The 22745-nt window shown below is 59.5% G+C and carries 20 protein-coding genes; 4 read left to right on the top strand and 16 right to left on the bottom strand.

Going from position 1 to position 22745, the window contains the following annotated elements; translation table 11 throughout:
- Positions 1-25: 25 nt before the first annotated feature.
- The 8 genes from tssH to AC3WOY_RS15885 all read right to left on the bottom strand — a co-directional run bounded on the left by tssH (position 26) and on the right by AC3WOY_RS15885 (position 12159).
- Complete coding sequence (gene tssH, locus AC3WOY_RS15920) at positions 26-2743, bottom strand: type VI secretion system ATPase TssH (protein WP_492425484.1); 2718 nt, start codon at positions 2741-2743, stop codon at positions 26-28.
- A 148-nt stretch (positions 2744-2891) separates the two neighbouring features.
- Positions 2892-3374: an OmpA family protein gene (locus AC3WOY_RS15915; RefSeq protein ID WP_492425482.1), complete on the bottom strand. Its 483-nt coding sequence runs from the start codon at positions 3372-3374 to the stop codon at positions 2892-2894.
- Positions 3375-3564: 190 nt separating this feature from the next.
- Positions 3565-4065: an Hcp family type VI secretion system effector gene (locus AC3WOY_RS15910; RefSeq protein ID WP_492425480.1), complete on the bottom strand. Its 501-nt coding sequence runs from the start codon at positions 4063-4065 to the stop codon at positions 3565-3567.
- A 166-nt stretch (positions 4066-4231) separates the two neighbouring features.
- Entirely contained in the window at positions 4232-5713 is a 1482-nt protein-coding gene (gene tssC / locus AC3WOY_RS15905; protein WP_492425478.1) for a type VI secretion system contractile sheath large subunit, read from the bottom strand.
- Between the two features lie 2 nt (positions 5714-5715).
- Entirely contained in the window at positions 5716-6225 is a 510-nt protein-coding gene (tssB, locus tag AC3WOY_RS15900) for a type VI secretion system contractile sheath small subunit (RefSeq protein WP_492425476.1), read from the bottom strand.
- 55 nt (positions 6226-6280) lie between these two features.
- The gene (tagF, locus tag AC3WOY_RS15895) at positions 6281-7330 is read right to left on the bottom strand and encodes a type VI secretion system-associated protein TagF (RefSeq protein WP_492425474.1); all 1050 of its coding nucleotides are present in this window, start codon (positions 7328-7330) and stop codon (positions 6281-6283) included.
- A gap of 11 nt (positions 7331-7341) precedes the next feature.
- Positions 7342-11301 carry a type VI secretion system membrane subunit TssM gene (gene tssM / locus AC3WOY_RS15890; RefSeq protein ID WP_492425472.1) on the bottom strand — a complete coding sequence of 1320 codons (3960 nt, stop codon included), beginning with the start codon at positions 11299-11301 and terminating at the stop codon, positions 7342-7344.
- Positions 11302-11346: 45 nt separating this feature from the next.
- Complete coding sequence (locus AC3WOY_RS15885; RefSeq protein WP_492425470.1) at positions 11347-12159, bottom strand: M15 family metallopeptidase; 813 nt, start codon at positions 12157-12159, stop codon at positions 11347-11349.
- A 201-nt stretch (positions 12160-12360) separates the two neighbouring features.
- On the opposite strand from AC3WOY_RS15885, the gene tssJ reads away from it, so the two are divergent.
- Genes tssJ through icmH form a run of 3 tightly spaced genes read left to right on the top strand, consistent with a single transcriptional unit; the run spans position 12361 to position 15225 of the window.
- Positions 12361-13032 carry a type VI secretion system lipoprotein TssJ gene (gene tssJ / locus AC3WOY_RS15880; protein WP_492425468.1) on the top strand — a complete coding sequence of 224 codons (672 nt, stop codon included), beginning with the start codon at positions 12361-12363 and terminating at the stop codon, positions 13030-13032.
- 46 nt (positions 13033-13078) lie between these two features.
- Positions 13079-14422 (top strand): type VI secretion system baseplate subunit TssK, encoded by a 1344-nt coding sequence (tssK, locus tag AC3WOY_RS15875; protein WP_492425466.1) that lies wholly within the window; start codon positions 13079-13081, stop codon positions 14420-14422.
- 26 nt (positions 14423-14448) lie between these two features.
- A complete protein-coding gene (gene icmH / locus AC3WOY_RS15870; protein WP_492425464.1) occupies positions 14449-15225 on the top strand; it encodes a type IVB secretion system protein IcmH/DotU in 777 nt (258 codons plus the stop codon).
- A 20-nt stretch (positions 15226-15245) separates the two neighbouring features.
- Here the strand turns inward: icmH and tssA are convergent, their stop codons facing one another.
- Genes tssA through tssE form a run of 5 tightly spaced genes read right to left on the bottom strand, consistent with a single transcriptional unit; the run spans position 15246 to position 21221 of the window.
- Entirely contained in the window at positions 15246-16322 is a 1077-nt protein-coding gene (gene tssA / locus AC3WOY_RS15865) for a type VI secretion system protein TssA (protein WP_492425462.1), read from the bottom strand.
- A 24-nt stretch (positions 16323-16346) separates the two neighbouring features.
- Complete coding sequence (locus AC3WOY_RS15860; protein ID WP_492425460.1) at positions 16347-17858, bottom strand: hypothetical protein; 1512 nt, start codon at positions 17856-17858, stop codon at positions 16347-16349.
- A 7-nt stretch (positions 17859-17865) separates the two neighbouring features.
- Positions 17866-18909 (bottom strand): type VI secretion system baseplate subunit TssG, encoded by a 1044-nt coding sequence (gene tssG / locus AC3WOY_RS15855; RefSeq protein ID WP_492425458.1) that lies wholly within the window; start codon positions 18907-18909, stop codon positions 17866-17868.
- Positions 18873-20732, bottom strand: a complete 1860-nt coding sequence (gene tssF / locus AC3WOY_RS15850) for a type VI secretion system baseplate subunit TssF (RefSeq protein WP_492425456.1) — start codon at positions 20730-20732, stop codon at positions 18873-18875. Before tssF ends, tssG begins: the two co-directional genes overlap by 37 nt.
- On the bottom strand, positions 20733-21221 hold the full coding sequence (gene tssE, locus AC3WOY_RS15845; protein WP_492425454.1) for a type VI secretion system baseplate subunit TssE: 489 nt from the start codon (positions 21219-21221) through the stop codon (positions 20733-20735).
- A 130-nt stretch (positions 21222-21351) separates the two neighbouring features.
- On the opposite strand from tssE, the gene AC3WOY_RS15840 reads away from it, so the two are divergent.
- A complete protein-coding gene (locus AC3WOY_RS15840; RefSeq protein ID WP_492425452.1) occupies positions 21352-21618 on the top strand; it encodes a PAAR domain-containing protein in 267 nt (88 codons plus the stop codon).
- Between the two features lie 5 nt (positions 21619-21623).
- Here AC3WOY_RS15840 and AC3WOY_RS15835 read toward each other — a convergent pair whose 3' ends face one another.
- From AC3WOY_RS15835 to AC3WOY_RS15825, 3 genes are read right to left on the bottom strand one after another with little or no spacing between them, the layout of a single operon-like run.
- Complete coding sequence (locus AC3WOY_RS15835; protein WP_492425450.1) at positions 21624-21944, bottom strand: hypothetical protein; 321 nt, start codon at positions 21942-21944, stop codon at positions 21624-21626.
- Between the two features lie 18 nt (positions 21945-21962).
- Positions 21963-22379, bottom strand: coding sequence for a DUF1810 domain-containing protein (locus AC3WOY_RS15830; protein ID WP_492425448.1), 417 nt, complete (start codon positions 22377-22379; stop codon positions 21963-21965).
- Positions 22380-22381: 2 nt separating this feature from the next.
- Positions 22382-22663, bottom strand: coding sequence for a hypothetical protein (locus AC3WOY_RS15825; protein WP_492425446.1), 282 nt, complete (start codon positions 22661-22663; stop codon positions 22382-22384).
- Between the last annotated feature and the right edge of the window lie 82 nt (positions 22664-22745).

The following is a 22745-nucleotide window of genomic DNA, read 5'->3' as shown; positions in this document are numbered from 1 at the left end:
AAACCCATCCGCCGTCTGCATTCTTCTATTCGACCACTGCCGTCAGCCTGTCCTTCTTGACCTTTAGCGAAACAGACTGCACGGCCTTGCCTGCCGCCATTCTTGCCAGGACCTCTCCCGATATTTCCGCAAGCACGGCACGTGAAATGATGGCATCCGCATCGCGTGCCCCGCTGTCGACTTCGATGCAGCGGGAAACGATCAGATCCAGCAAGGATTTGTCGTAACGCAGTGTTGCACCATGATTGCGCAGAAGACGCTGTCCCACCTTATTCAGCTTGAGATCGACAATCGAGCGCATCACCTCGTCGGAAATCGGATAGTAAGGCACTACCGACAGCCGACCAAGGAAGGCTGGCTTGAACGTTTCCTGCAGATCCTTCCGCAACAGCTCATGCAAATCCTCGGGGGTGGGCTGCCGCGTCTTTCCATCCACGCGCACGCCATGCTCGACGGCTTTCATGATGAGGTCGGTACCGACGTTGGAGGTCAATATGATGATCGTGTTGCGGAAATCGACCTCCCGGCCCTCGGCGTCTTCGAGCACACCCTTGTCGAATACCTGGAAAAAGAGCTCCAGCACATCCGGATGCGCCTTCTCGACTTCATCCAGCAGCACGACGGAATACGGTTTCCTGCGAACCGCTTCCGTCAGCACGCCACCCTCGCCGTAGCCCACATAACCGGGAGGCGATCCTTTCAGACCCGATACGGAATGCGCTTCCTGGTACTCGGACATATTGATCGTCACCAGGTTCTTCTCGCCGCCATAGAGCGTATCGGCCAGTGCAAGGGCGGTTTCCGTCTTGCCGACACCCGACGGGCCGACCAGCAGGAACACGGCCTTCGGCTTGCCCGGGTCTTCCAGGCTGGCTTTCGCAATCTGCACACGCTGCGCAATCAGCTCCAGCGCATGGCCCTGGCCGACCACGCGCTCTTCCAGCAGCGCCTTCAGATGGCGTACAACATCGATCTCATTCGCGACCATGCGGCCGAGCGGAATTCCGGTCCAGCCGGAGATGATCTCGGCGACGGCGGCGCTGTCGACGCAGTCGTAGATCAAAGGCTGCGCTTGGTGCAGGTCGTGCAGTTTCTGCCGAGCCTCCCGGAGCTGTTGATGCAGCGCATCCGCTGCGGAGACACCGGGATTGCTTTTCTTCCGTCCACCGCTCTTCGATGACGGGATAGGTACGCCAGAATCCCCTGCGCTTGCTTCTTCGACCTGCTTGCGCAAGTCTCCGATGTTTCGTACGAGGTCCAACTGCACATCAAACGCCGCCTGCTGTTTCGCCAGGTCCGCGTCGAGCTCCAGGCGACGCAGACGGATTTCCTCAAGCCGCTTGGCATGCAACGGATCCTGCTCTTTCCTCAGTGCCGCATCCTCGCGCTCGAGGTTTTCGATCATCCTCACGAGATCCGTGATCGCCGACGGTTTGCTGGCACGCGAGAGCGCAACGCGGGCACATGCCGTGTCGAGAACGCTGATGGCTTTGTCGGGAAGCTGGCGGCCGGCCAGATAACGGCTCGACATCCGGACCGCATCGACAACCGCCTCGTCCAGGATGCACACGTTGTGATGCTTTTCCATCGCGGCCGCAATGCCGCGCACCATCTGGATCGCAGCCTCTTCCGGTGGTTCCTCCACCTTCACAACCTGGAAGCGACGGGCAAGCGCCGCATCCTTCTCGAAGTATTTCTTGTATTCCGCCCAGGTGGTGGCAGCGATAGTCCGCAGTTCGCCGCGCGCGAGCGCCGGCTTCAACAGATTCGCAGCGTCATTCTGCCCCGCCTGTCCGCCAGCGCCGATGATCGTATGCGCCTCGTCAATGAAGAGAATGACCGGCGTCAGGCTGGCCTTGACCTCATCAATGACAGAACGCAAGCGGCTTTCGAATTCGCCCTTCACGCTGGCGCCGGCCTGCAGCAGCCCGAGGTCGAGCGTCCGTATCCTGACGTTCTTCAGCACCGGCGGCACATCCTCCTCCACAATCCGCAGTGCAAGCCCCTCGACAACTGCCGTCTTTCCAACGCCCGGCTCGCCTGTCAGGATGGGGTTGTTCTGGCGGCGGCGCAGGAGGATATCGATCATCTGGCGCACTTCCGGATCCCGACCCAGCACGGGATCGATCTTGCCTGCTTTCGCCTGGGCAGTCAGATCGATGGTGTACTTTTCGAGGGCGGGGAAGCCGGAAGCACGCGCAGCCTCCGCAGAGAGGCTTTGTCCGTCACCGGCGGTCCGGACGCTCGCCGCGCCCGCCGTGTCTCCCGCTTCCCTCGACACTCTCAGAATCTGAGGAAGGTTTTCCCGGAGGTCGGCGGGTGGAATGCATAGCAGCGCACGGCATGCGCCGTTAACGATCCGTGCTATCCGCTCATCCGCAACGAGCGCCAGCAACAGGTAGCCGCTCCGGATATGCTGCGCGCCGAAACTGACGCTGGCGCTCATCCACGCCGATTCCAGCCATTGCGGAATGTTTTGCGACAACACGGGATTGCGCGTATTCCCCGTCCTGAACTGCGAAAGACTGGCTTGCAGGTCGGCTTGCAGATTGCCCTTGTCGACCCCGTACGCATGCAGAATCGCCGCCATGTCCGTATCGGATTTGTCGAGCAACTCGAGCAAGACATGTTCGATATCGACTTCGTGGTGCGTACGGGACAAGGCAACGTTTGCCGCCGATTCCATGGCGCGTCGTGCAGCGGGTGTCAGTTTGGCGACGAGCGCCTTCAGATCAGTGTTCATGTTCAGGATGGTCTATTGGGCGGCAGTACTTCTCGGCAGGGTCACCGATATGCCAGCTGTTCCGAATGACATGGGCGCGTTCAGGCGTGAACGCGCCAGAGCCTGCATTCGCCCCGTTCAACGGTAGTCAATGCAGTCCGGATTGGCATCAGGTCGCAGTGACGAGTTCGATTTCCGCCGCATGCTTGTTCGCCACATTGGTGACATGCTTGATCCTGACCGTTCCCGGCTTTACGCCAAGACGCACCAGCTCTTGCTTGACCGCGACCGCGCGGGCGATCGCCGCATCCTTGGAATTGCCGACCTGTTTACGGTCGCAATAGCCGGTGATGATCAGGCGCTTCGCTTTTTGCGCGCGATCCTTGATCTTGACCAGGATCTGCTTGTCGGCATCCCGCAGCTTGATGCTCATCTTGTCGAAGGCGATGGGTACGGGATTCATGCTGGCATAATCGGGAACGATCTCTTCCGTCGCTGCAGCCTGTACTACCCCTGTCTTCTCGACTGTTTTCGCCTTCGCCTTCTCCTCCTTTGCCACCTGAGGTTGTTCGGTGTCGGCAATAGTCTGCTGTTGTGCGCATCCGGAAACCATCACCACCGAGACGACGGCAAATACATTAAGGACTTTCATCAAAGTTTTCGATACTGTCATTTTCATCTTCCTAGTTCATGAGTCTGCCGCCTGGTCCTGGCAGCCACCGTGTGTCAGACATCACGTCCATGTTTGTTGTGCTGTCTCATTGGAATGGGTTGTGTGTCTGAGCCACGCCTGCGGCCACTCATTGCCGCAGGCGTGCGTCAAAGCATAGGTGCGAATCGCGTCAGGCGATTGTCTTGTTCGCCGTCAGATCCCAACCTGCGCTGACATTACCTCCGCCGGAACCGTCTTCACGCTTCTGCTGGGTGTAGGTCCACTTGATCTTGCCGTACGAGAGGGCAATCTTCTCGTTCGGGAAGCCGGAATCGCCGGTCGATGCACCGGATTCCTCGACTTTGGAAACCAGTACCTGCTCCATCTTGATCTCCATGTACTTGACCTTGTCGCCGCCCGCACGGCAGAACTCGACGGTCACTTCCTTGATGTGCTTGCCGGTGCAGCATGCCTCGTACAGCTTCGGGCTGGCCTTGTCGAGCAGGTGGACAAAGTTGAACGCGCCGTGGTTGACGCGCTCCGCCGTCGCTCCACCGACAGAACTTGCCGTGCTGGAGGCAGGCTGCTCGATCTTGTGTTCGAAAGCGATCACTTCGATCCAATCCTTGTGCTTGTCGTCGGTCGACTCGCCCGGGATGCCGTCAATCTTGATAAAGGCGTCAAATGCCATTTCTTCTCCCATGAAAGTTGACTTCCTTCCCGTGGCTTTGCCTCGATTGGAAGTCTGTTGATAAATCTGCTTGTTCTACCGTACCCAATCCCGAAATTGCATTTTTTGCAATATTTTGTGCGAACCTGATCCTCCCTCATATATGCAAGGGAGGATCCATCAATAATCAGCGCGCGTTCTTGGGAAGTTCTGCGACCAGCCGCAATGAAATTGTCAGTTCGTCGAGCTGAAAATGCGGACGGAGGAAAGCCGCCGCACGGTAAACACCAGGTTTGCCAGGCACTTCGACGACGTCGACCCGTGCTTCGCGCAGCGGATATTTCGCCTTGGCTTCCTGCGATGCGGAGTCGTCCAGCAACACGTATTGCGCCAGCCAGGTGTTGAGGAATTGCTGCACGTTCTCGCGCGAGGCAAAGCTGCCGATCTTGTCGCGCATGATCGACTTCATGTAGTGCGCAATACGGGATGCGGCAAAAATGTAGGGCAACTGCGCAGAAAGCCTCGCATTCGCATTGGCGGCATCCGTGTTGTAGGTTTTCGCCTTTTGTACCGACTGACCGCCGAAGAATGCGGCATAGTCGGTATTCTTGCAGTGGACAAGCGACAGGAAGCCGAGGTCGGAGAGCAGCTTTTCGGTGCGATCGGTGATGGCGACCTCCGTCGGGCACTTCAGCGCAATCTCGCCATCGTCCGTCTTGAACGTATGCGTGGGCAAGCCTTCTACAAGGCCTCCACCTTCAACGCCGCGAATTGCGGCGAGCCAGCCGTATTTTGCGAACGCATCGGTAAGCCGCGCGCCGAACGCATATGCGGCGTTGGTCCACAGGTACTTGTCATGGTTGGTGCCGTCGACATCCTCCTCGAAATTGAAATCCTCGAGCGGCACCGTATCCTTTCCATATGGAAGGCGGCCCAGTACATGCGGAAGGACAAGCCCGACATAGCGCGAATCCTCCGACTCGCGGAAGGACTTCCATTTCGCGTACTCCACCGTGTCGAAAATCTTCGACAGGTCGCGCGGTTTTCCGATATCGCTGAAGCTTTCAAGCCCGAACAAGCCAGGGGCCGCGGCGGAGATCAGGGGTGCATGCCCCGATGCAGCCACGTGTGACAATTCGTCCAGCAAGTAGAAATCTTCAGGATGGCGCGAGAATTCATAATCGCCGATCAGGGCAGCGTAAGGCGCTCCACCGAAGGTTCCGTATTCTTCCTCGTAGATCTTCTTGAACAATGCGCTCTGGTCGAATTCCGGAGCGGATTTGAAGTCCTTGACCAAGTCCTTTTTCGACGCGTTCATCATCCTGATCTTGAGCATCGGGCTGGTTTCGGATTGCATGACGAGATACTTCAGGCCGCGCCAGGATGCCTCCAGCTTCTGGAAATCGGGATGATGCATGATGGCATTGACCTGGTCCGAAAGCAGCTGGTCCAGTTCCGCAATACGTGCATCGATGCTTGCCGCAAGGTCGCGAGAGAGCGTGACAGTCCCCGCCAGCACTTCATCGACGAGCTCTGCAATCTGGTCACGGGCGGTCGCCTTTTCGTTCGCGTTTGCGGCAACCCTGCTGTTCTCGACGATAAAATCCAGCAGGCCGGCCGGCGCTTCTGCTACGCCGGCAGTTTCAGTTACTTGTGCGAGTTCGCTCATGATCATTCCTCCTTGGCCTTTTGACGGGTCGAGCTGATTTCCTTGAGCTTTTCGGTATCTCGGACAATCTCGTCGAGCAATTCTTCCAGACGGTCGTTGCCGGTGATCTTGTTTCTCAGGTCGGACAGCCGCGTGCGTACTTCCAGCATCTTCCTCAACGGTTCCACCTGGCTGACGACACGTTGCGGCTCGAAGTCCTCCATCTTCTCGAACTTGAGTTCGACGCCCATCTGGGTATCGTCCTTCTTGAGCCGGTTGTCCACACGCAGCTGAAGCCGCGGCTCAATCCCTTTGAGCACATCGTCGAAGTTGTCGCGGTCGACATCCACGAACTTGCGTTCCTTCAGCTTCGGCAAGGCCTCCTTCGGATGCCCGCTGTAATCCCCGAGGACACCGAGAACAAAAGGCAGCTCCTTCGTCTCGATGGCGTCGCCGACTTCAACGTCGTAGGTAATCTGGACGCGCGGCGGCCGCACGCGGGACAACTTTTTCTGTGTACTTTCCTTTGCCATGGTTCACATTCCTCTCAGTTTGATTAATCGATCTCGCTTACCGCACACCCTGCCCTCATGTTCCCTCTTCAAGCTTTCGTCCTATATCGGCAAGGAAGTCGCATAGCGCCCGCAGGGAAATCCCCGGCTCCCCAAGGATTCGCCCAAGTGCGTAGGACACTTCGGCGTAAAGGCGATGGTTTGTCCATGCCTCCTGCTCTCGCGAAAGCTCAAGGCGGCAGGATGCATCATGGGCACCGCCGAGCATGATCGCGGCGAACCGCTCCTGCACCTTTCCGAATGCTGCCGCGAGCGCGTAATGGCCGGGCGCAGATTCGAGTACAACGAAATTGCCCCGCCACGGATCGCTGCCGCGAGATCCACGCCACAACGCATCCAGTATCGACAGCCATGCGCTCGCAACCAGCGCCCGCTCTCCCTTGCCTGCTGGCAATGGAAGCTGGATGATTTGATTGGTCGCGGGAGTGTCGAAGCGGCGCAGGAAGGCTCGATAGAAGGCCATGTTCAAGAGCGCCTGTTCCATCGCGGCAGGCCATGTGTGCACCGCGAGCAAGTCACTCAATGCTTTAACCGGCGTACGCTGCATGAATCTCGCCACCACGCCTTGGGCCAGTTCGAGGTCGGCGGCAGCCGTGTCGTTTGCCCGTAATTGCGACTCGAGAAACTGGCGGCAGGAGAGTGCTTCTACAGAGTTTTCGACCGCACTCGCGACCTGCTCGCGCAGCCCGTCAAAAAATACCTCGTAGGCGATGGGTGCGACATGTGCATATCCGGTGATGGATTCGCTCGGGAGGATGGCACCCGCCACAAGCGGGTAACGTCGTCCCGCCTGGTCCCGGCTGGGCGAAAGCACGCCGAGGAAAGTGTGCCTCTGGTCACGTGAGACGTACTGAAATTCGACCGGGGAAGACGCATCGTAGTACTGCGTCCATTGCTCCTGGCACGCAAGACGCTCAAAGGTGCGCTGGATGAGCTCATCGAACTCCGCGGCTGCCGCGTGATTCGCGTTCACACGCACAAAGTCAGCCCTGTTGGGCAATTTCCCGTAGAGCGCATAGGTGGCGGCCAGTCCCGTGTCGGCGCGCCTGAAAGGTAAAACCATCATCGTGCCGCTCCTCAGTTCGTGATCTTTTCCGGGAGGGTCGCGCGCCGCAACCCTGACAATGCCAATGGATTGGTTCCGTTCACCATGCGGAAATTAAAGCGCACGAGATCGGTATCGGCGTCCGGCCTTGCGCTGGCCAGCTCTTGTTCGGCCGCAAGACGATCTTTCCTGAAACGCCACTCCAGCACGACAGTCGGACTGGCGGGATTGTCGATTCTGGCCTGCGCCAGCAAGCGCATCAGACTCAGGCGCCCGTTAAAACTCGCCACCGACGTGGCGACGCCGGCAAACGACACCGCCTGGATTCGCGCTGCCTGTGCGCCCGAATTACCGGGATTGGGCCAGGTAAACGCTGTCCATGGTTGCGGCCCATTCCGGTACGTGAGCAGTTGCCCGTCGATTTCGAGGTTAATCTCCCTCAATCCCGGGGTAGGAACCGGCTGCATCTCGAACTTTGCGCTGTCGCCCTCTTGCAGGACACTGCTCCCGATTGCCGACAGTCGTGTTACTCCTGTAAGGAATGACGGGTTGAATCCGACGCCGATATTGGCCCATGTCCTCGAAGTCCAGGCATCACCCCGCTTGACTGCCAGTCCTGCCAGGTGCTTGTCCATGAATTTTGGCAGCGTGCCCTCACCCGGCTTGAGGAATTTGGCAATATCGCCCACAGCCGCTTCGTTGGTAGAGTCGGCAAATGGATACTTGTTAGCCAGGCCGCGCCACTGTGGCAGAACCTCGGTCTGCCATGCACGGTTGATGTCCCGTTCCACGGCCGGAATCAATACGGAGAAGGCCTGAACCAACGGACGCACAAGCAGGGGACGCACTATTTCCCTGGTCTCTTCGCTCTGGTTGGCCAGCAGCGTGCCATCCACCAGCGCAAGGATGTCGACCAGCTCGGATGAACTGCCGGCCAGCGTTGCCTGTACCAGCTGGCGTGCGGAAGAATCCGGCTCCCCGCTCGCGGCAATCTGCGACATTCTGGATTTCAGCTTGGCCAGTGCATCGAGATACGCAGAGAGCGGCGTGCGTCCCGCATCCTGTTGCGCAACAAGGATTGCCACCCCGGCATAACGCCCTCCAAGCTCCCCGAATTTTGGGGTTCCAGTCGTTATAGGAGATGTTGCCGTGCCGCCGAGGATAAGTTTCTCTGTTCTTTCAACGACAGAACTCTTTGCGGACTGAATGGACGAGCTCAACTGGGAGGGATTGTCCCAGGCTGTTTCGCTCGCTGCGCGCGCAAGGATCAGCTTGATTGCAGAGGTTTGCGTGTCTGCCAGTTGCCCGAGCGCCTGAGCCGCAATGTCGAGGCTGCCAAAGTCCTGGATTGCGACGCCCTGCAGGAATTTCTTCCATTCCCGTGCAAATTCAGCCTTATACATGGCTTCTAGTTCGCTGCGTGTCCGTTCCACGTTGCCGTCCTTGCCAAGATCGTCGACCGTGCTGGCGGCAAGCACCCAGTCATCGCCTTTTACCTCGCCTTTGCTTGCCTCTGCAATGGATGTGCGGAAGTACTTGTCCCAAGCCTCCCTGGTAAAGGCGCCCGGAACGGCGTAACTCCCAGCGACCGCGGGTGTGGCGGGATTATTGAGTATCCGTCCGACTGTCACTGGGGCAAACTGGGTATTGGCCCGCGCCTTGAGCTCGTTGTAGACACGCTCCTTGGCCGGAAGACGGTGCATGGCACTGCGCAGGACATCCCTGCTGGCTGCGACCAGATCGACACGGTTGTCGATCAGCGGCAGATCCGGTTCGGCGGCCTGCGACACATAGAAAGCGACTACCCGCTCAGCCAATCGGCTGATCTCCTCCAGGTTGCCCTTTCCCCGATTCGCCTCCAGCCAGGCTCGCCAATATTTCGGTATCTGGTCTGAGAGATGTGCCGCATCCATGCGCTCCTTGTTCTCGAGCATCAGGTAGGTCTTGAGCGCGTTGTAACCTTCCTCCAGCGTCGCAGGTGCCGCCGGGCGCGCTGCACTCGCCCCAAGGGTAGCTAGTCCGCGTACTGCCGCAGACACACCTGTTCCTTGACTCGTAACACGAAGTGCCTTGACAGGCCGGTAGGCTGTCCCACGGAGGTAATTGGCCGCCTGAAACCTATCGGAATAACCCTCCGCAGTGGCGCGAAATACGGCCGATGCTGGTGGCGCATCAATCTGCCGCTGAACCGAATGCGCTATCGGAATGACGGGCAACGATGTTTCCGGTTCTCGCTTTTTTTTCCCTTTGACTGAACCAGGCTGGCTGCCACCTTGCTTTGTCTGCGTGTCGTCCGCGATCACTTTCGGCGGCAGCGAACGGAGCGCGGAGTCGGCACCCAAGCCAGACAAGGTATTCTCAAGGTTGGCCGCAACAGGACTGAGCATGATGGCGTGCACACCATCGAAGTATTCGGCGCGTAATGCGCGCTCGATTTTCTGCCCTTGGTACAAGCTCATCCCAAGACTGAACGGGTGTCCATCCTTGCGGTAAGCGTACAGCCGTTCCAGGCGTAGCTGCAGGATCTGCAAGCCCTTGAGCTTGTCGATCAGTTCACCCGTCACCGCGAGCTCGCGTGCTGCGACGAGTTCCTCCTCCGCACTTGCAATCAGTTTCTGATTTCCGATGTACGACCATGTCAAACCGGATGTGAGCAATGCAAGAACTGTGAGCCCCGCCGCAATGCCTGCAATGCGCATCCGGGTGTTGCCGCCTTTAAGCTGACTGGAAATGAGGTGCTGGTCCGGAAACAGCACTTCTCGAAACAGGCTTCTCAGGAAGAAGCTGTTTGACGACGGTAAATGTGCCGCATCGAAACCGGGTTTCGACAAGTCGAATTGTTGGGAGACTCGTGTTCCTGCAGATATCCGGGGCGCCCCCACCTGCAGCGCGCTCGTGAAGTAAAAACCGCGAAGAAGCGGCTTGCTGTGATAGGGATCATCCTGGAAAAGCAGTTCCACGAACTTCCCGATTGCGTCCCGCATCGCGTTGAATTCGATCGGGAAAGCGAACAATGCCGGGCGCGGCCCGTTGTCGCGGCTGAACGCCAGTTTTTCGTTACCTATCTGGACGAGCCCGCGGTAAAGTTCGTCAAATTGCTGGCATACAGCGCGCCTGGCATCGAACTCACTCCCCTGATCGTGTGACAGCGTCGCTCCCCACACCTGATGGCGCTGCTCTTCGGTAAGGTCTTCGAAGAACTGCGCGAAGCCCCCGAGCAGATCGATCTTCGTGAATACCAGGTAGATCGGCACCTTGATGCCGAAGGCGTTGTCGATTTCATTGATGCGTTCGCGCACCTGCCGGGCATATAGGGCAAATTGCTCCGATCGGAATTGCACCAGTTCGGGAAAGCTGATGGCGACCAGAATCCCATTGACCGGAGCCTTGCGGCGATACTTTTTCAGCAGCTTGAGGAACATGAGCCATTCGCCACGGTCTTCGCGCTGTGTGGCATAACGGCCGGCCGTATCGAGCAGCACCCCGTCAGTGGAGAAAAACCAGTCGCAGTCCCGTGTCCCGCCTACGCCCTGTACGGCCCGCTTGTCACCGAAGGGGAAATTCAACCCCGAGTGAAGAATCGCACTGCTTTTCCCTGCCGCCGGGTGACCGATGATCATGTACCAGGGCAACTCGTACAATGCCGCTTTTCCCCGTGCCTTGCCCAATTTCGAGGTCTTCAGCGTGTCAATCGCCGCAAGCATGCGCTGACGAAGGCGTGTCACCTCCGCCCGGCTGTCCGGACTTGCCCCCATCACGGCGTCATCCGCCTGTCCTCGCAGCACCTTTTCCAGCACGCCCCCCGCACGCTCGGCCAGCAGTCGTCCTGCCATGAGGGTGATGATCCACAGCATCATGACGCCGAAAATCCATGCGAATCTCGCGTCGCGCGATGCCAGACCGACATAGGGGCCGACCAGCCAGATCAATGCAATCAGGATCAGGAATCCAAGCGCCGATGCGAGCTTCCCGTTCCGAAACCACTTCCACATAGTTCTTCCTCAGTTTGAATCCTGCCGGCACCCCGTCCCGGTCATTTAGTTGCGCCTTGCATATCCGCTGACCAGACCGGATATCTCGATGTGGCCATAGTCCTTGAGCCTCCACCGTCCTCCCCAGAGGAGACCGGCCCTCTCCGCCTCTTCACCAAGTGCCATGTAGGCATCCATAGCCCAGGGGTCCTTTTCCGAGATTACGAGCCGGCCACTGCGGAGAGGCGCGGCATCCAGAGCCAACCCATATTGGTGCTTGCTCTGGAAAGCGCGCGCGTTGGTCACATGTGCACCCGTATCTGCCAGAGCGTCCTGCCGCTCGGGACTGCGATAGCCTTCGAGGAGGGTGAACGGGTAACCGCGCGCTTCCAGTCGCGCAAATACCTGCAGCACGATTGATGCGAAATTCGGATCAAGACGGCCCCAGTCCCGGTTTGCCGTTTCCAGCCCCGGCCGATCGGTGCCGATGAACGTAGAGGGAGGCAGCGGTGGTGGCGGTACAAGTTCCTCGGGGCGCAGCGCGACCTGGATGTGCTGTTGCCGCTCAAGGGCGGGTGCGCTCAACGGGTCGAGTGAAATATTCCCGGAGAATGCGAGAACACCTGCCGCACTGAGTACGACGAGAGAAAACGCAAGCAGCAAGAGGCGGTGTGCGTTGGTAGCCAGAACCCGCGAGCGAAAAGGATTCGCCCCCGTCTTCCGTCCTGCATTGCTTGTCGATGATTCGATATCAAGCGATGCCGCTCCCCCCTGAGCAACCGCGATCCGGCCTGCCATCGGTGCGACGAAGTAGCGCCAGCCGATCCAGCCCAACACGGCAAAAGCTGCACAAAAGAATGCAATGACAGTGACCACCATCGTTTCGGCTCTTCAGTTCGTTCGCTACTGCCGTTCCACGGACACCCCTGGCAAAGAACCCGGGGTGTGCGCGCTTCTTTGATACCGCCCCAAAAATTGCAACCGGCATTATTGGCTTTTTTACAATGTTGTATAATATACAATCAATGATGCAATAATTGCAACTCTTGGTGGTCGATTTTTCTTCGGAGAACAAACGACATGCATTCGACGAACAGGTGTTTCGCGTTGACACGGGCGCGCAGTGCAGTCCTTGCGAGCCTTCTTGTGCTGGGGGGGTGCGCGTCCGGGCCCAAGAACTTTGAAATGAAGGCTGTCGCCGATCCTGTCGTCAACCGGGACGCGGCAGGAAGACCTCTTTCCGTTGTTGTGCACATTTACCAGCTAAAGGATTCCGGCGAATTTTCGAAGCTGACGTTCGATACGCTGGCAAGCGGCCGCCCCCTGTCCGAATTGCTCGGCAAGGATCTGCTGGAAGTCAATGAAGTCATGCTGGTTCCCGGAAGTACGGAAACCCGTACCGATAAAATCCACCAGGACGCCAAGCACGTTGGTATCGTCGCCTTCTTCCGGCAGCCGGACCAGCACTACTGGCGCGTGCTGGCCGACGCAGAACAGGTGCGCAGCAGCGGCATTCATTTCAGGGTCCAGGACTGCTTCCTTTCCCTTGCGTCTCCCAAACCCAGCCTCATCCCGGGGCAACCTCCCGCGCCACCTTTGTCCTGCCCCGGCAGCGATATCCGTCCGGCGTCAGTCGCTGCCGGGACGACAGGAGCGGCACGCCCCGGAGCCTCCGCACCTCAGGCAAAGCGCAGCACTGGTCTCGATTCGGCGAAACAGGCCGCCGAATCATTTCTGACCAGGAAACCGTGACGTCATGCTCGTCGTCCTTTCGTCTACTCTGTATATCTGATCACCTATGTGGCGCGTCAATCGAATCCTGTGGGGAGAAGGCATGTTCCTTCGACCGCAGCACTTCCAGCAGCAGGAACTCTTCTTCGAACAAAGAATCGCGGATACATTGCGTGCGGTCCACGCCAATCCATGGGGAATCAGATCGGCAGTGCTGGATAACGACGCCCTTCGCTCGGGACTGTTGCGCGTGGACAGACTGGAAGCGGTCTATCAGGATGGAACCCAAGTGCGGGCACCGGAATACATGCCGTTGCCGCAGGTGCGAAATCTTGCAGATATCCCCCAGCTCGGCACTGACACGATCGTGTTTGCCTGTCTGCCGATGCTGAATGCCTTCGGTGGGAATATCTCGGATGGAAACACCGCAACGCGCCCGGCGCGTTTTACAAGTGCGCTGGTGACAGTGCCAGATCTTTTCACCCAGGCACTGGAAACGGAAATCACCGCCTTGCATGCCGATGTGCGCATTCTCCTCGAGCAGGAAAACCGGGATGGCTACCACTGCGTCCCGATTGCCCGTATCCGCAAGAATGCAACCGGAACATGGACCGTCGACGAGTCCTATATTCCACCGCTGCTCACGCTGGACGGCTCTCCGGCGCTACGTGTCATGATCCGGCGCCTGCTCGATATCCTCCTCGTCAAGAGCCAGGCGCTGTCCAGCACGCATCGCGAGAGGGTGAAAAGCATTGTCGAATACGGGACGTCGGACATTTCATCGTTCTGGCTGCTGCACACGGTCAACCGCGCATTTCCCCTGCTCAACCATCTCTCGCTCACCGGCGCGCATCCGGAATCCCTGTATGCGGCCCTGGCGCAACTGTGCGGCGAGTTGATGACCTTCTCCGCAACGCTATCGCTCAAGGATATTCCGCAGTATGAGCACCAGGACCTGCCCTGCGTCTTCGAAAAACTTGATGCGATGCTGCGGGAGTTGCTCGAAACCGTCGTCTCTGACCGGTATGCCGTCATTCCGCTCGTCAATACCAAATCCTCGTTCTTTGTAGGGCGGCTGGACAGCGAACGCCTTGTCGAGAATGTCGATTTTTACCTGTCTGTCTCGACCGAGATGGCAGCAGCGCAGATCCTGGACGTCGTCCCGACGAAGCTGAAAATGGGCTCGCCCGACGATGTGGAAAAAATTCTCAACTCTGCCCTGCCGGGCGCGCGTCTCATGCATGTGCTGCAGACCCCTGCAGCCATGCCTGTCCGCGTCGGCAATCATTACTTCGCGGTGGAACCGCAAGGCCAGATTTTTGAGCGCATGCTCAAGGCGCGGAGTATTTGTATCTATGTCCCCCAGGCACTACTTGAACTCAAACTCGAACTCATCGCCGTCTTCCGTTAGCGGGATGACTTAACGAGGCCTTCAACATGACATCTCTTGCTCTCGCCCCCTCGACCACGACGTCCCATGCGGCGACGCCGGGCTTCACACTCCACTTGAAAGACTTGCTGGAAGACGGAATCTATCTGCTGTTTCTGCTCAAGAACGGGAACGCGCCGAACTCGTCCAGCGAATTCAACAAGCGTATCGACCAATTCCTGTCGCAATTCGAAAAGAACGCCCGCAACCTCGGCAAACCTGCGCAGGCCGTTTCCGATGCAAAGTACGCGTTCTGTGCGCTGATGGACGAAATCATCCTGTCTTCCGAATTCACTCTCCGCGAGGAATGGGAGCGCGCACCGTTGCAACTGCGCATGTTCGGGGAACACCTTGCCGGAGATCGTTTTTTCGACAAGCTGGAAATCCTGCGGACCGATCCTGCTGCTCATATCGAGACACTGGAAGTCTTCCATACCTGCCTGCTCCTTGGATTCCAGGGCAAGTACCTCCTCGAAGGCCCGGAGAAGCTGAAGTACCTGATCAACCGTGTCAACCAGGAAATCACCCAGGTACGTGGAGGAAAAGCCGAGTTTGCACCGAACTGGAGGCTCCCGCAGCGTTTTCAGCAGTATGTCCGACACGAGCTTCCGCTATGGCTGTTCTTTTCCCTGCTGGCTGCGGTTGGAGTCGCTGTTTTCCTGGTGTACTTTACCTTGCTTGGAAATGCGGCGAGCGACTTCAAGGAGCGCCAGGCAAGGCCGGCGTCGAAGACTGCGGTTCAGGCTGCACCCGTGACAGCAGGGAAAAAGCCCGCCATGATGTAGCGGCAAGGAGCCTGACCTGATCAGGCTTCGCGCGGAATATCGAGCAGCTCGCGCAATTGCGCGAGCGTCGAGTCATCCTTGATTACCGATGCGAGCCAGCGTTCCAAGGGCATTTCCGCCCACTTTGCCGCGCGCTCGGCAAGCAATGCGACCGGGCTGTGTGGCTCATTCTGCTTGAAGTACTGTGCCACCTGGCGCAACGCATCGACCGCATCGGTGCGCGACCGGATAGGGCCAGCAGCCACTGCGAGTGTGGTGTACGTACCGGGCTGTTCCTCGCTGTGTGACGGCAGCACTGCAGGTGATGCTTCCTTTTCAGCGGGACGCGCCGTGCCTCCCAAGCGGCCGATGATTCTCGTGACGACATCTTCGCAATCGGAAACGGCCTTGCGCAAATCCTTCAGTCCTGGCGAATCGTCACCGAAGCGTTCGTCAACATGACGCTCGACAGTGGCGAGGCGTGTCGACACATCGCGAATACAGGAATGCAGTGTTTCGTAGAACGGCAGTCCGGACTGTGTTGCCGCCTTGTCGAACGCTTCTCCAGTCAGTTTTCCTTCCGTCACGGCCGCGTCGCGCGCCGCCGGGTCCTTCAAGCCAAGGTTGTCGACGCTGCGCGATTGATCCCAAAGCAGCCATGAATAGCCGCCCGTGTTCTTCGCCGTCAAGGGAATGGAGCGGATTGCGGACGGCAACTGTTTGTTCAACCATTCGATTTTTCCGGCGCGCTCATCGAGTCCGTCGTCCATCAGATCGGGATACAGGAACTCCCAAAAGTCGGTGAGGAAGACTTCAATCACCTGGACGCCAAACGCGAGCCCTTCGAATCCCGAGAGATGGCAGAGCGCTTCCGTATACCAACACGCGACCTGCAAGTCCTTGGCCTTCCGCGACAGCAAATCCTCACACAACTGCCGTACCTTCGGCCATTCCGCGGACTTGAGTGCGGTTTCCCACTCTCCCTGGGCAAGGCTGGGATCGTCCTGGCGGCGTGCTTCCCGGATGAGATCGAAATGCGGCGAAAACGTCATGTCTTCGCCTCCAGGGTGATCGCCGGGAATCGGGGCAACCAGTTGGTTGAACAAGGTCTGGTCCATTTTGTACTCCGTTTCAGTATTTCGTCAGTGTTGGCTGTTCCCGGATATGCCCCCCGCCGGCATGACAAAGGAGGCTGCGATGCTGTCGTCGGGCATGAATTCCGCGCACAAGGCAGGTGCCGCTTTCTGTGCCGCGTACACGAGCGCAAGCGCCAGTTGTCCGATGCCGGAAGCGCGGCCTGTGTCGCCGATGCGGTTCACAACATTGAGGACGGCGTCGCCATCGACCGGACTGAGGTCGATTTCAAAGTAATAGAGGGCGCTTCCCAAGGCAGCAAGCCGTCTTCCTGCCACCTCGACACTGCCTGCGTTGTGCACAATGGCCGCGCATGTTTCAGGGGGCTTCACGTTTCCCTCGTCGGTTTCAGGAGGCGTGTCGTTGAAGACGAAGGGCCGGGCAATGAGGCCCGCATTGATCTGCGCCTGCTCGAGTGCGTCCTGAAAGATGCGCGTCAGCTCGAGGACGCCGGTACGCTCTGCACTGGGCTGGCGAATCGCGGCGCGGTGTACGCGGCCGAGCACGGGAAGATCGACAAGTTCTGCCCGAATCTCGTGCGGCATCCGCGACAGGGATTCGAGTGCACCGCCCGCATGGATTGCTTTTTCCCAGAATGGCGTCATGCTGTCCGCCACATCAGCATCAGGGACAGGTGCAATTGCGGCCAGCATGGACGGCAATTCCGCGTTTGTCATCAGCAAGGCCACGACAGCTTCGCTTGGCCTGCCAGAAAGCCGCTGCCGTGCGATGCTTGCCGCATCGGGTTCATCATCGAAAGCATCCTCGCCGGCTGGCGTGCGCAAATAGGGAGAGTCGAATGCAAGGATGAGCGCGCCGGGCATGTCGGGAGCGGACTCGAAGAGGGAGAGGACGCTGCCCGGAACGCTGTCAGCTGCCGGAAGGAACAGGATGGGAGGTTGGACTAGCCGGGCGTTCAACTCTGGCGCGAACTCACCGGCGATTGCCGATTGCACGGTGCGCAAATGCACCAGCACTTCCTCACCCAAGAGGTCGGATGGAGGCAGAACGTAGATAGGAAAAGCAATGCTTGCACGGCATGTCGAATAGATGGAATACAGCGCATCGCTGATGGCGGATCCGAGGCAATCCAGAAGCGAACCATTTCCCCGACCCGCGCCCTCATCGAGTTCCACGGGCCGGATGTCGACATTCGGCTGTCCTGGGTCAGGCAAGGGCACTGGCGTCGAAAGCCCGATGCGCGAAAACGCCACCATCCGGCAGTCGCAGCCGAAACAGCGTTGGCGCATGTCGTCTTCGTATGCCTTTTTCGCTGCGTCGTGGGCGGCGGTCCGCTCCGCGTGGGCGCGTTCCTCGCGTGCCTGCGCCTCGTTCGCACGCTTGCTCTGAATGCGCCGGCGCAGAAATACCCAGAACAGCGTCACGGTCACAGGCGGCGCGATATGTACGGCAGCGACGGCCAGATCCGGCCACCCGGTCATGCCTGACAAGAGGGCAAGCCATAGTGCGGCGACCCATGCGATGGCGGTAATGGCGAGTACGAGCAAGTTCAGAATCATCCGGTCCCTAGTTCAAAATGGAGAAGCAGGCGTTCTCCTGGTGGTCCGGCGGCGCCTGCCGGTGCAGCCAGGTGTTGTAGCCAAGGCGCAGTTGATCGCCTCCGGCGGCGATGAGGACGGCGGGCGGTACACATTCCTTATGCAGGATCAGGGCGACGTCGCATGCCAGTGTCTGCCCGGTGCAGAATTCGACCAGCCTGCGAAGTGCAACCGCGCCCGGACAGCCCGGCAGAAAATCGGCAAAACGGCGATTGTCCAGCGGGCCGATCCTCACCGTCATCTTGTTCTGCCGGTCCCACACGCGCTCGCCGGCCATGCTGCTTTCGCCCAGCGCGCAATTGCCAAGGCCGAGACGGGACTGCTCGGCGGCCGGCAAGGCGATCCATTGGCCGACGAACTGCTCGACCGAGACGGCAACCCGAAAGTATCCGCGCAGCAGGGCTGCGAGGCTTGTCGCGGACATCGGCCTTTGCGACAGGAGGCCGGCAAAATGGCTGAGCAGCATCGGCGGAATGCCGTCGTCCTGATCCTCGTCCGGTTGCATGGACTTCAGTCCGGCGCCGACAAGGTCCAGCATGTTGCGCGTGAATCCGTCGCGGTCGCCGGCTTCGTATGCGATATGGAACCGATACTTCCGCCATGCCTGGTAAAACAGGCTGACGGAACGGTGCGTAAATATATCGAGGAATCCGTGAGCGGCCGTATCGCGGTGGAAGTTGCGGCGCTCGATCAAGGTTTCCGTATAGGCGACAGGCAGTGCGGCCGAGGGGCCGGTCATGCCCATGAAGCCAACCGACAGGTGCATGGCGGCATGATCTTCTCCGGCATCCGCCTCGGTGCCTGATACTTCCTGCCTGTATTGCACAGAAGTGATTTCACTCGCCGGGAAGGCAAGCGAGAGCGGCGAGCCGAAGCGCAAGGCAGGCGGCATTGATCGATCCTTGTTCGCCAGCGCAATGAGACGCACGGCCTGGAAGAATCGGAAACGCGGCGCCTCTGCGCCGATTTCAGCGATCAGATCACGAGGGCTTCGCCGGTCCGTGCTGGCCATCGGGCTATCTCCTGTTCTTGCTGTTTGCCGCGCAGCGTGAGTCGGGTGAAACTGTTCGGTCCGCAATACAGCGCAAGGAAGCGCTCCATGACACTGCCGAAGAGCACCGCGCCGGCACCGACGAACGCCTGTTCATCCACGGTGAGCGTGATGTCCGTGCCGCGCACGAAGCCGGTGAAGTGTTTCCCTGCGACGCGCGTGACCGCGGGCTGGCTGTGGATTCCCGCTATACCCTGTATCTGCCTGGACGCGCTTTGCGAAGCGGTGTGGTTGTACAGCGCCAGCATTTCCTGGAGTGCCTCCTTGCCCTGCGAAACGATCGAAAGATGGTTGAGCGACAGGTGCGAAATCAAGCGCCACTGCAACCCGCGCTTGCCGGGCGGACGCAAGGTCGCCGTCGGCTTGCGCAGGGGACGCGCACGCTTGACGACCGAAATCTGGGGAAGCGTGAAATCGGTGTGCGTGCCGCTTGTGCTGCCGCCGAAGGGCAGTTGCGCCGGGAGGTCGCGGTTGCAGCAGGTGAGATTGATCGACAGGACTTCCGCATCCGGACGTTGCGGCGTGAAGTTGAGGTCGACGAATGCAATCTCGACATCCGTTCCCTTGTCGAACTCGCGCACCGATGCTTCACGCGTTGCGTACCAGAACGCGCGCTGCTGCTCATCCCGTGCGTGGTGGAGGATGGAGTAGAACGGAGGGATGTCATGGAAACTGGCCTGGCTGCCGTTCTTTTCGACGCTCGTCACCGAATCGATGGACACCACTTCGTAGGCGAGCGGACGCCGGCCGTCGGCCATCACCGGATAGCTTGCCAGGTGGTGCGACAGGCGGACAGGTTCGGCGGCGTGCTGGAACAGGTTGATCGCCGGCGTGCAGCCCATCTTGAAATTGTGCGGAGCGAGGGTTTGCAGCAAACGGTTGTGGCGTTCGCTGTCGGCATAGGCGGACAGCAGTATCTGCACGCGCAGCCTTGTGCCTCCATGCCGCAGGGCCGGAGCGTCCAACCCGGCCAGGTCGACAAACAGGAATTTGTCGGGAAAGGCGAAATATTCGGAGAGCAGGCGGAAGCCTGCGAAGGTGCGCTCATCGGTATCGATCAGACTTTCGTCCGGTGAAAATCCGACTGCGGACAATGCGCTGGCAGGAAGGATGACCGTCTTGCCCGGATCGTCGGTGCCGTCATCGACACGCACACGCAAGGTCCGCGTCAGCAGCAGTTCGTAGAGCAGGTGCATCAGGGCCGGCTCGCCATCGAGGAAGAAACGCAGTTTGTCCAGCTTGATCTGGCCGAGGGGAAGCGCACCCTGCGTTTCGAATTCCAGGGTAATGGCTGCCGCCGCATCCGGTGCGATGCGGCGCAGGTAATCCGAGGCCGGCGCCAGGCGGATGGATGCCGATTTCAGGGTCAGCGGATAGAGGTCGACGTCATAACAGGTCCGGAACCGGCAAAGCATGCCGCCGACCGATGGCGAAACCGCTGGATGGTGCCGCGGGACGGTATAGCAAAAGCCGATTTCGGGATTGTCCGGATCGGTCTCGAACTGGAGAATGGTGCACGACGGAAAGGGGCGGGTGTAATGCGGGTACAGGACCTGCATGAACGCCTCGGTGATTTCCGGGAATTCGTCATCGAGCTTGCGGTGGATGCGCGCGGTCAGGAAGGCGAATGCCTCGATGATGCGCTCCACATGCGGGTCCTCGCACTGGTCGCCTTCCAGCGAAAGACGGCGCGCGATCTTGGGATAGCGGCGCGCGAACTCGCCGGACAGTTCCCGCAGGTGGCCGAGTTCGCGCTCGTAGTAGGGCAGCAGGTCTTCCAGCATTTATTTCCCTTCCACCTGGTACGCGTTCGAGGAAAGCTGCAGCATGGCGTCGAAAGTGACGGGCGGCTTGTTGGGATGGACTTTCAGGACGGCGTCGACGCGAAAGCGGAGCATGCGCTGCATGCTGTCCGGCACGTCCAGGGTTACGCGGACGCGGGACAGGCGCGGCTCGTGGCGTTCGATGGTCAGGCGGATCTTGTCGCGCAACAGGGCGCGGTCGTCCGGGTTGAGGAGGCTGAGGCTGGACAGGTCGATGATGCCAAAGTTGATCATCGATTGGCGCGCGCAGGGATAACGCTCGATTTCCTCGCCGGGATCGACGCATCGGGAGTTCAGCAGTGCGTCGAGGTCGCGCGCAACCGCTTGCTTGAAGCGGCGAAGATCCAGGCTGGCGACGTTGTCATCATCCGATGCTTCGCGCGGGTTGTCATCCTGCAAGCGGTTCCAGACCGATGAGGTGACGACCGCCTGGCGGTTCACAGCACGCATGAATGACTCCCGGAAAATATGGAAATTTAGACAACATCGTTATAATATCAAATTAACAACTGTTTTTGCGATGTTTCTTGTTTCCCGGGAGGGGGAATCGCCCTTCCAATCACAACTCCGGAGCCCTGCCATGTCCCAACCCATCATTCGCCTCGGCGACCGCACCAGTCATGGCGGCGTCGTCGTTTCCGCCGCGCCGTCCAGCACCGTGGAAGGCATTCCGCCCGCCCGTGTCGGGGACATGACGTCCTGCCCGATCAAGGGGCATGGCGCGAATCCGATCGTGTCGGGCGACAGCACGTGCGTGGTCGACGGCAGCCCGGTGGCGAGGCAGGGGGACATGACGGCGTGCGGCGCCACGCTGATTGCAAGCCAGGGCACCAGCAACGCCGGGTAATCGCGTCAACCGCGGGGCGGTTGCACCACCGTCTCGTAGTGCGCCGAACGCTCATCGAAGCGTGCGAGGACGGCCCGCGCCTTCGGTGGCACGACGGCGGTTTCGTAGTCCTCGCCGGCGAATGCCTTCACGGCGGCGATCGAATCGAACCACATGATGGTCATGAACTCCACTTCATTGCCCAGGTCGCGCCGGCAAAGGGAAATGCCCTGGTAGCCCGCAACATTGCGCGCCGCGATGCCGGGGAAGATTTCCGTGAGCAGGAGTTGTTCGTACACGGGGGCGTTTTCGTGTGTGGTCCAGCCGCGCCAGATTCTTGTGATCATGCGTTGTCTCCTGGATGGTCAGAGGCGGGATAGCGTGAGCGGGTCGGGCTGGCCGCCGAAATGGATGCGCAGGCATTCGTCGAACACCTCGCCTTGGGATGCCTGCGCGAACAAGGTCATGGACGAGCGGAATTTCATGTCGTCCGGATAGCCGAAGATTTCTTCCACCGTCCGATCCCCGATGCCGGCGACGATCCGGCTGCATTCCCGCAGGCGTGCGCCGAGGACGGGATGCGCGAGGTAGGCCTCGGCCTCGTCGAGGGAGGTGATCTCGTAGCGTTGCGCCATCGCGCTGTGGCCGAGGCCGTGGATCTGCGGGAAAATGAACCACATCCAGTGGCTGCGCTTGCGTCCGGCGCGCAGCTCTTCCAGCACGGTGCCGTAGGCCGGCTGTTGCGCGTCGAGGAATCGCTGGAGGTTGTAGGGATCGTCCATGGTCAGCTCGACAGTTTTCCTTTGCCAAGTACGCGCATCAAGGCATCTTTTCCATGCAGTTTCAGCTGGCGCTCGAGCTGCTCGAGCGCCGTGTGTTCGGTCCCGGCCGGTCCGCTGGTGATGCGCTTGCCGGAAGAGCGTTCAGTGACGGCCCAGCCGCCGCGCTTGTCGTACAGCCAGGCGTGCAGGATGAACTGCAGCTCTTCGAAGCCGGGCACGACCAGTTCTTCGCCCAGCAATTCCTGGGGCTGGCCGAACTCGTTCTGGATGAGAAATTTTTCCATGGCGGCCCTCGTGTGTGCTTGAACGATCATACGTGGACTTTGCCCGCCGGGGAACCGGTTCCCGCATCGCTCTGCTACATTG

The sequence above is a fragment of the Noviherbaspirillum sp. FW303-A3 genome (assembly GCF_058788695.1).
The sequence above is the reverse complement of the archived record's forward strand: the minus strand, read 5'-3'. Positions and strand labels throughout refer to the sequence as shown.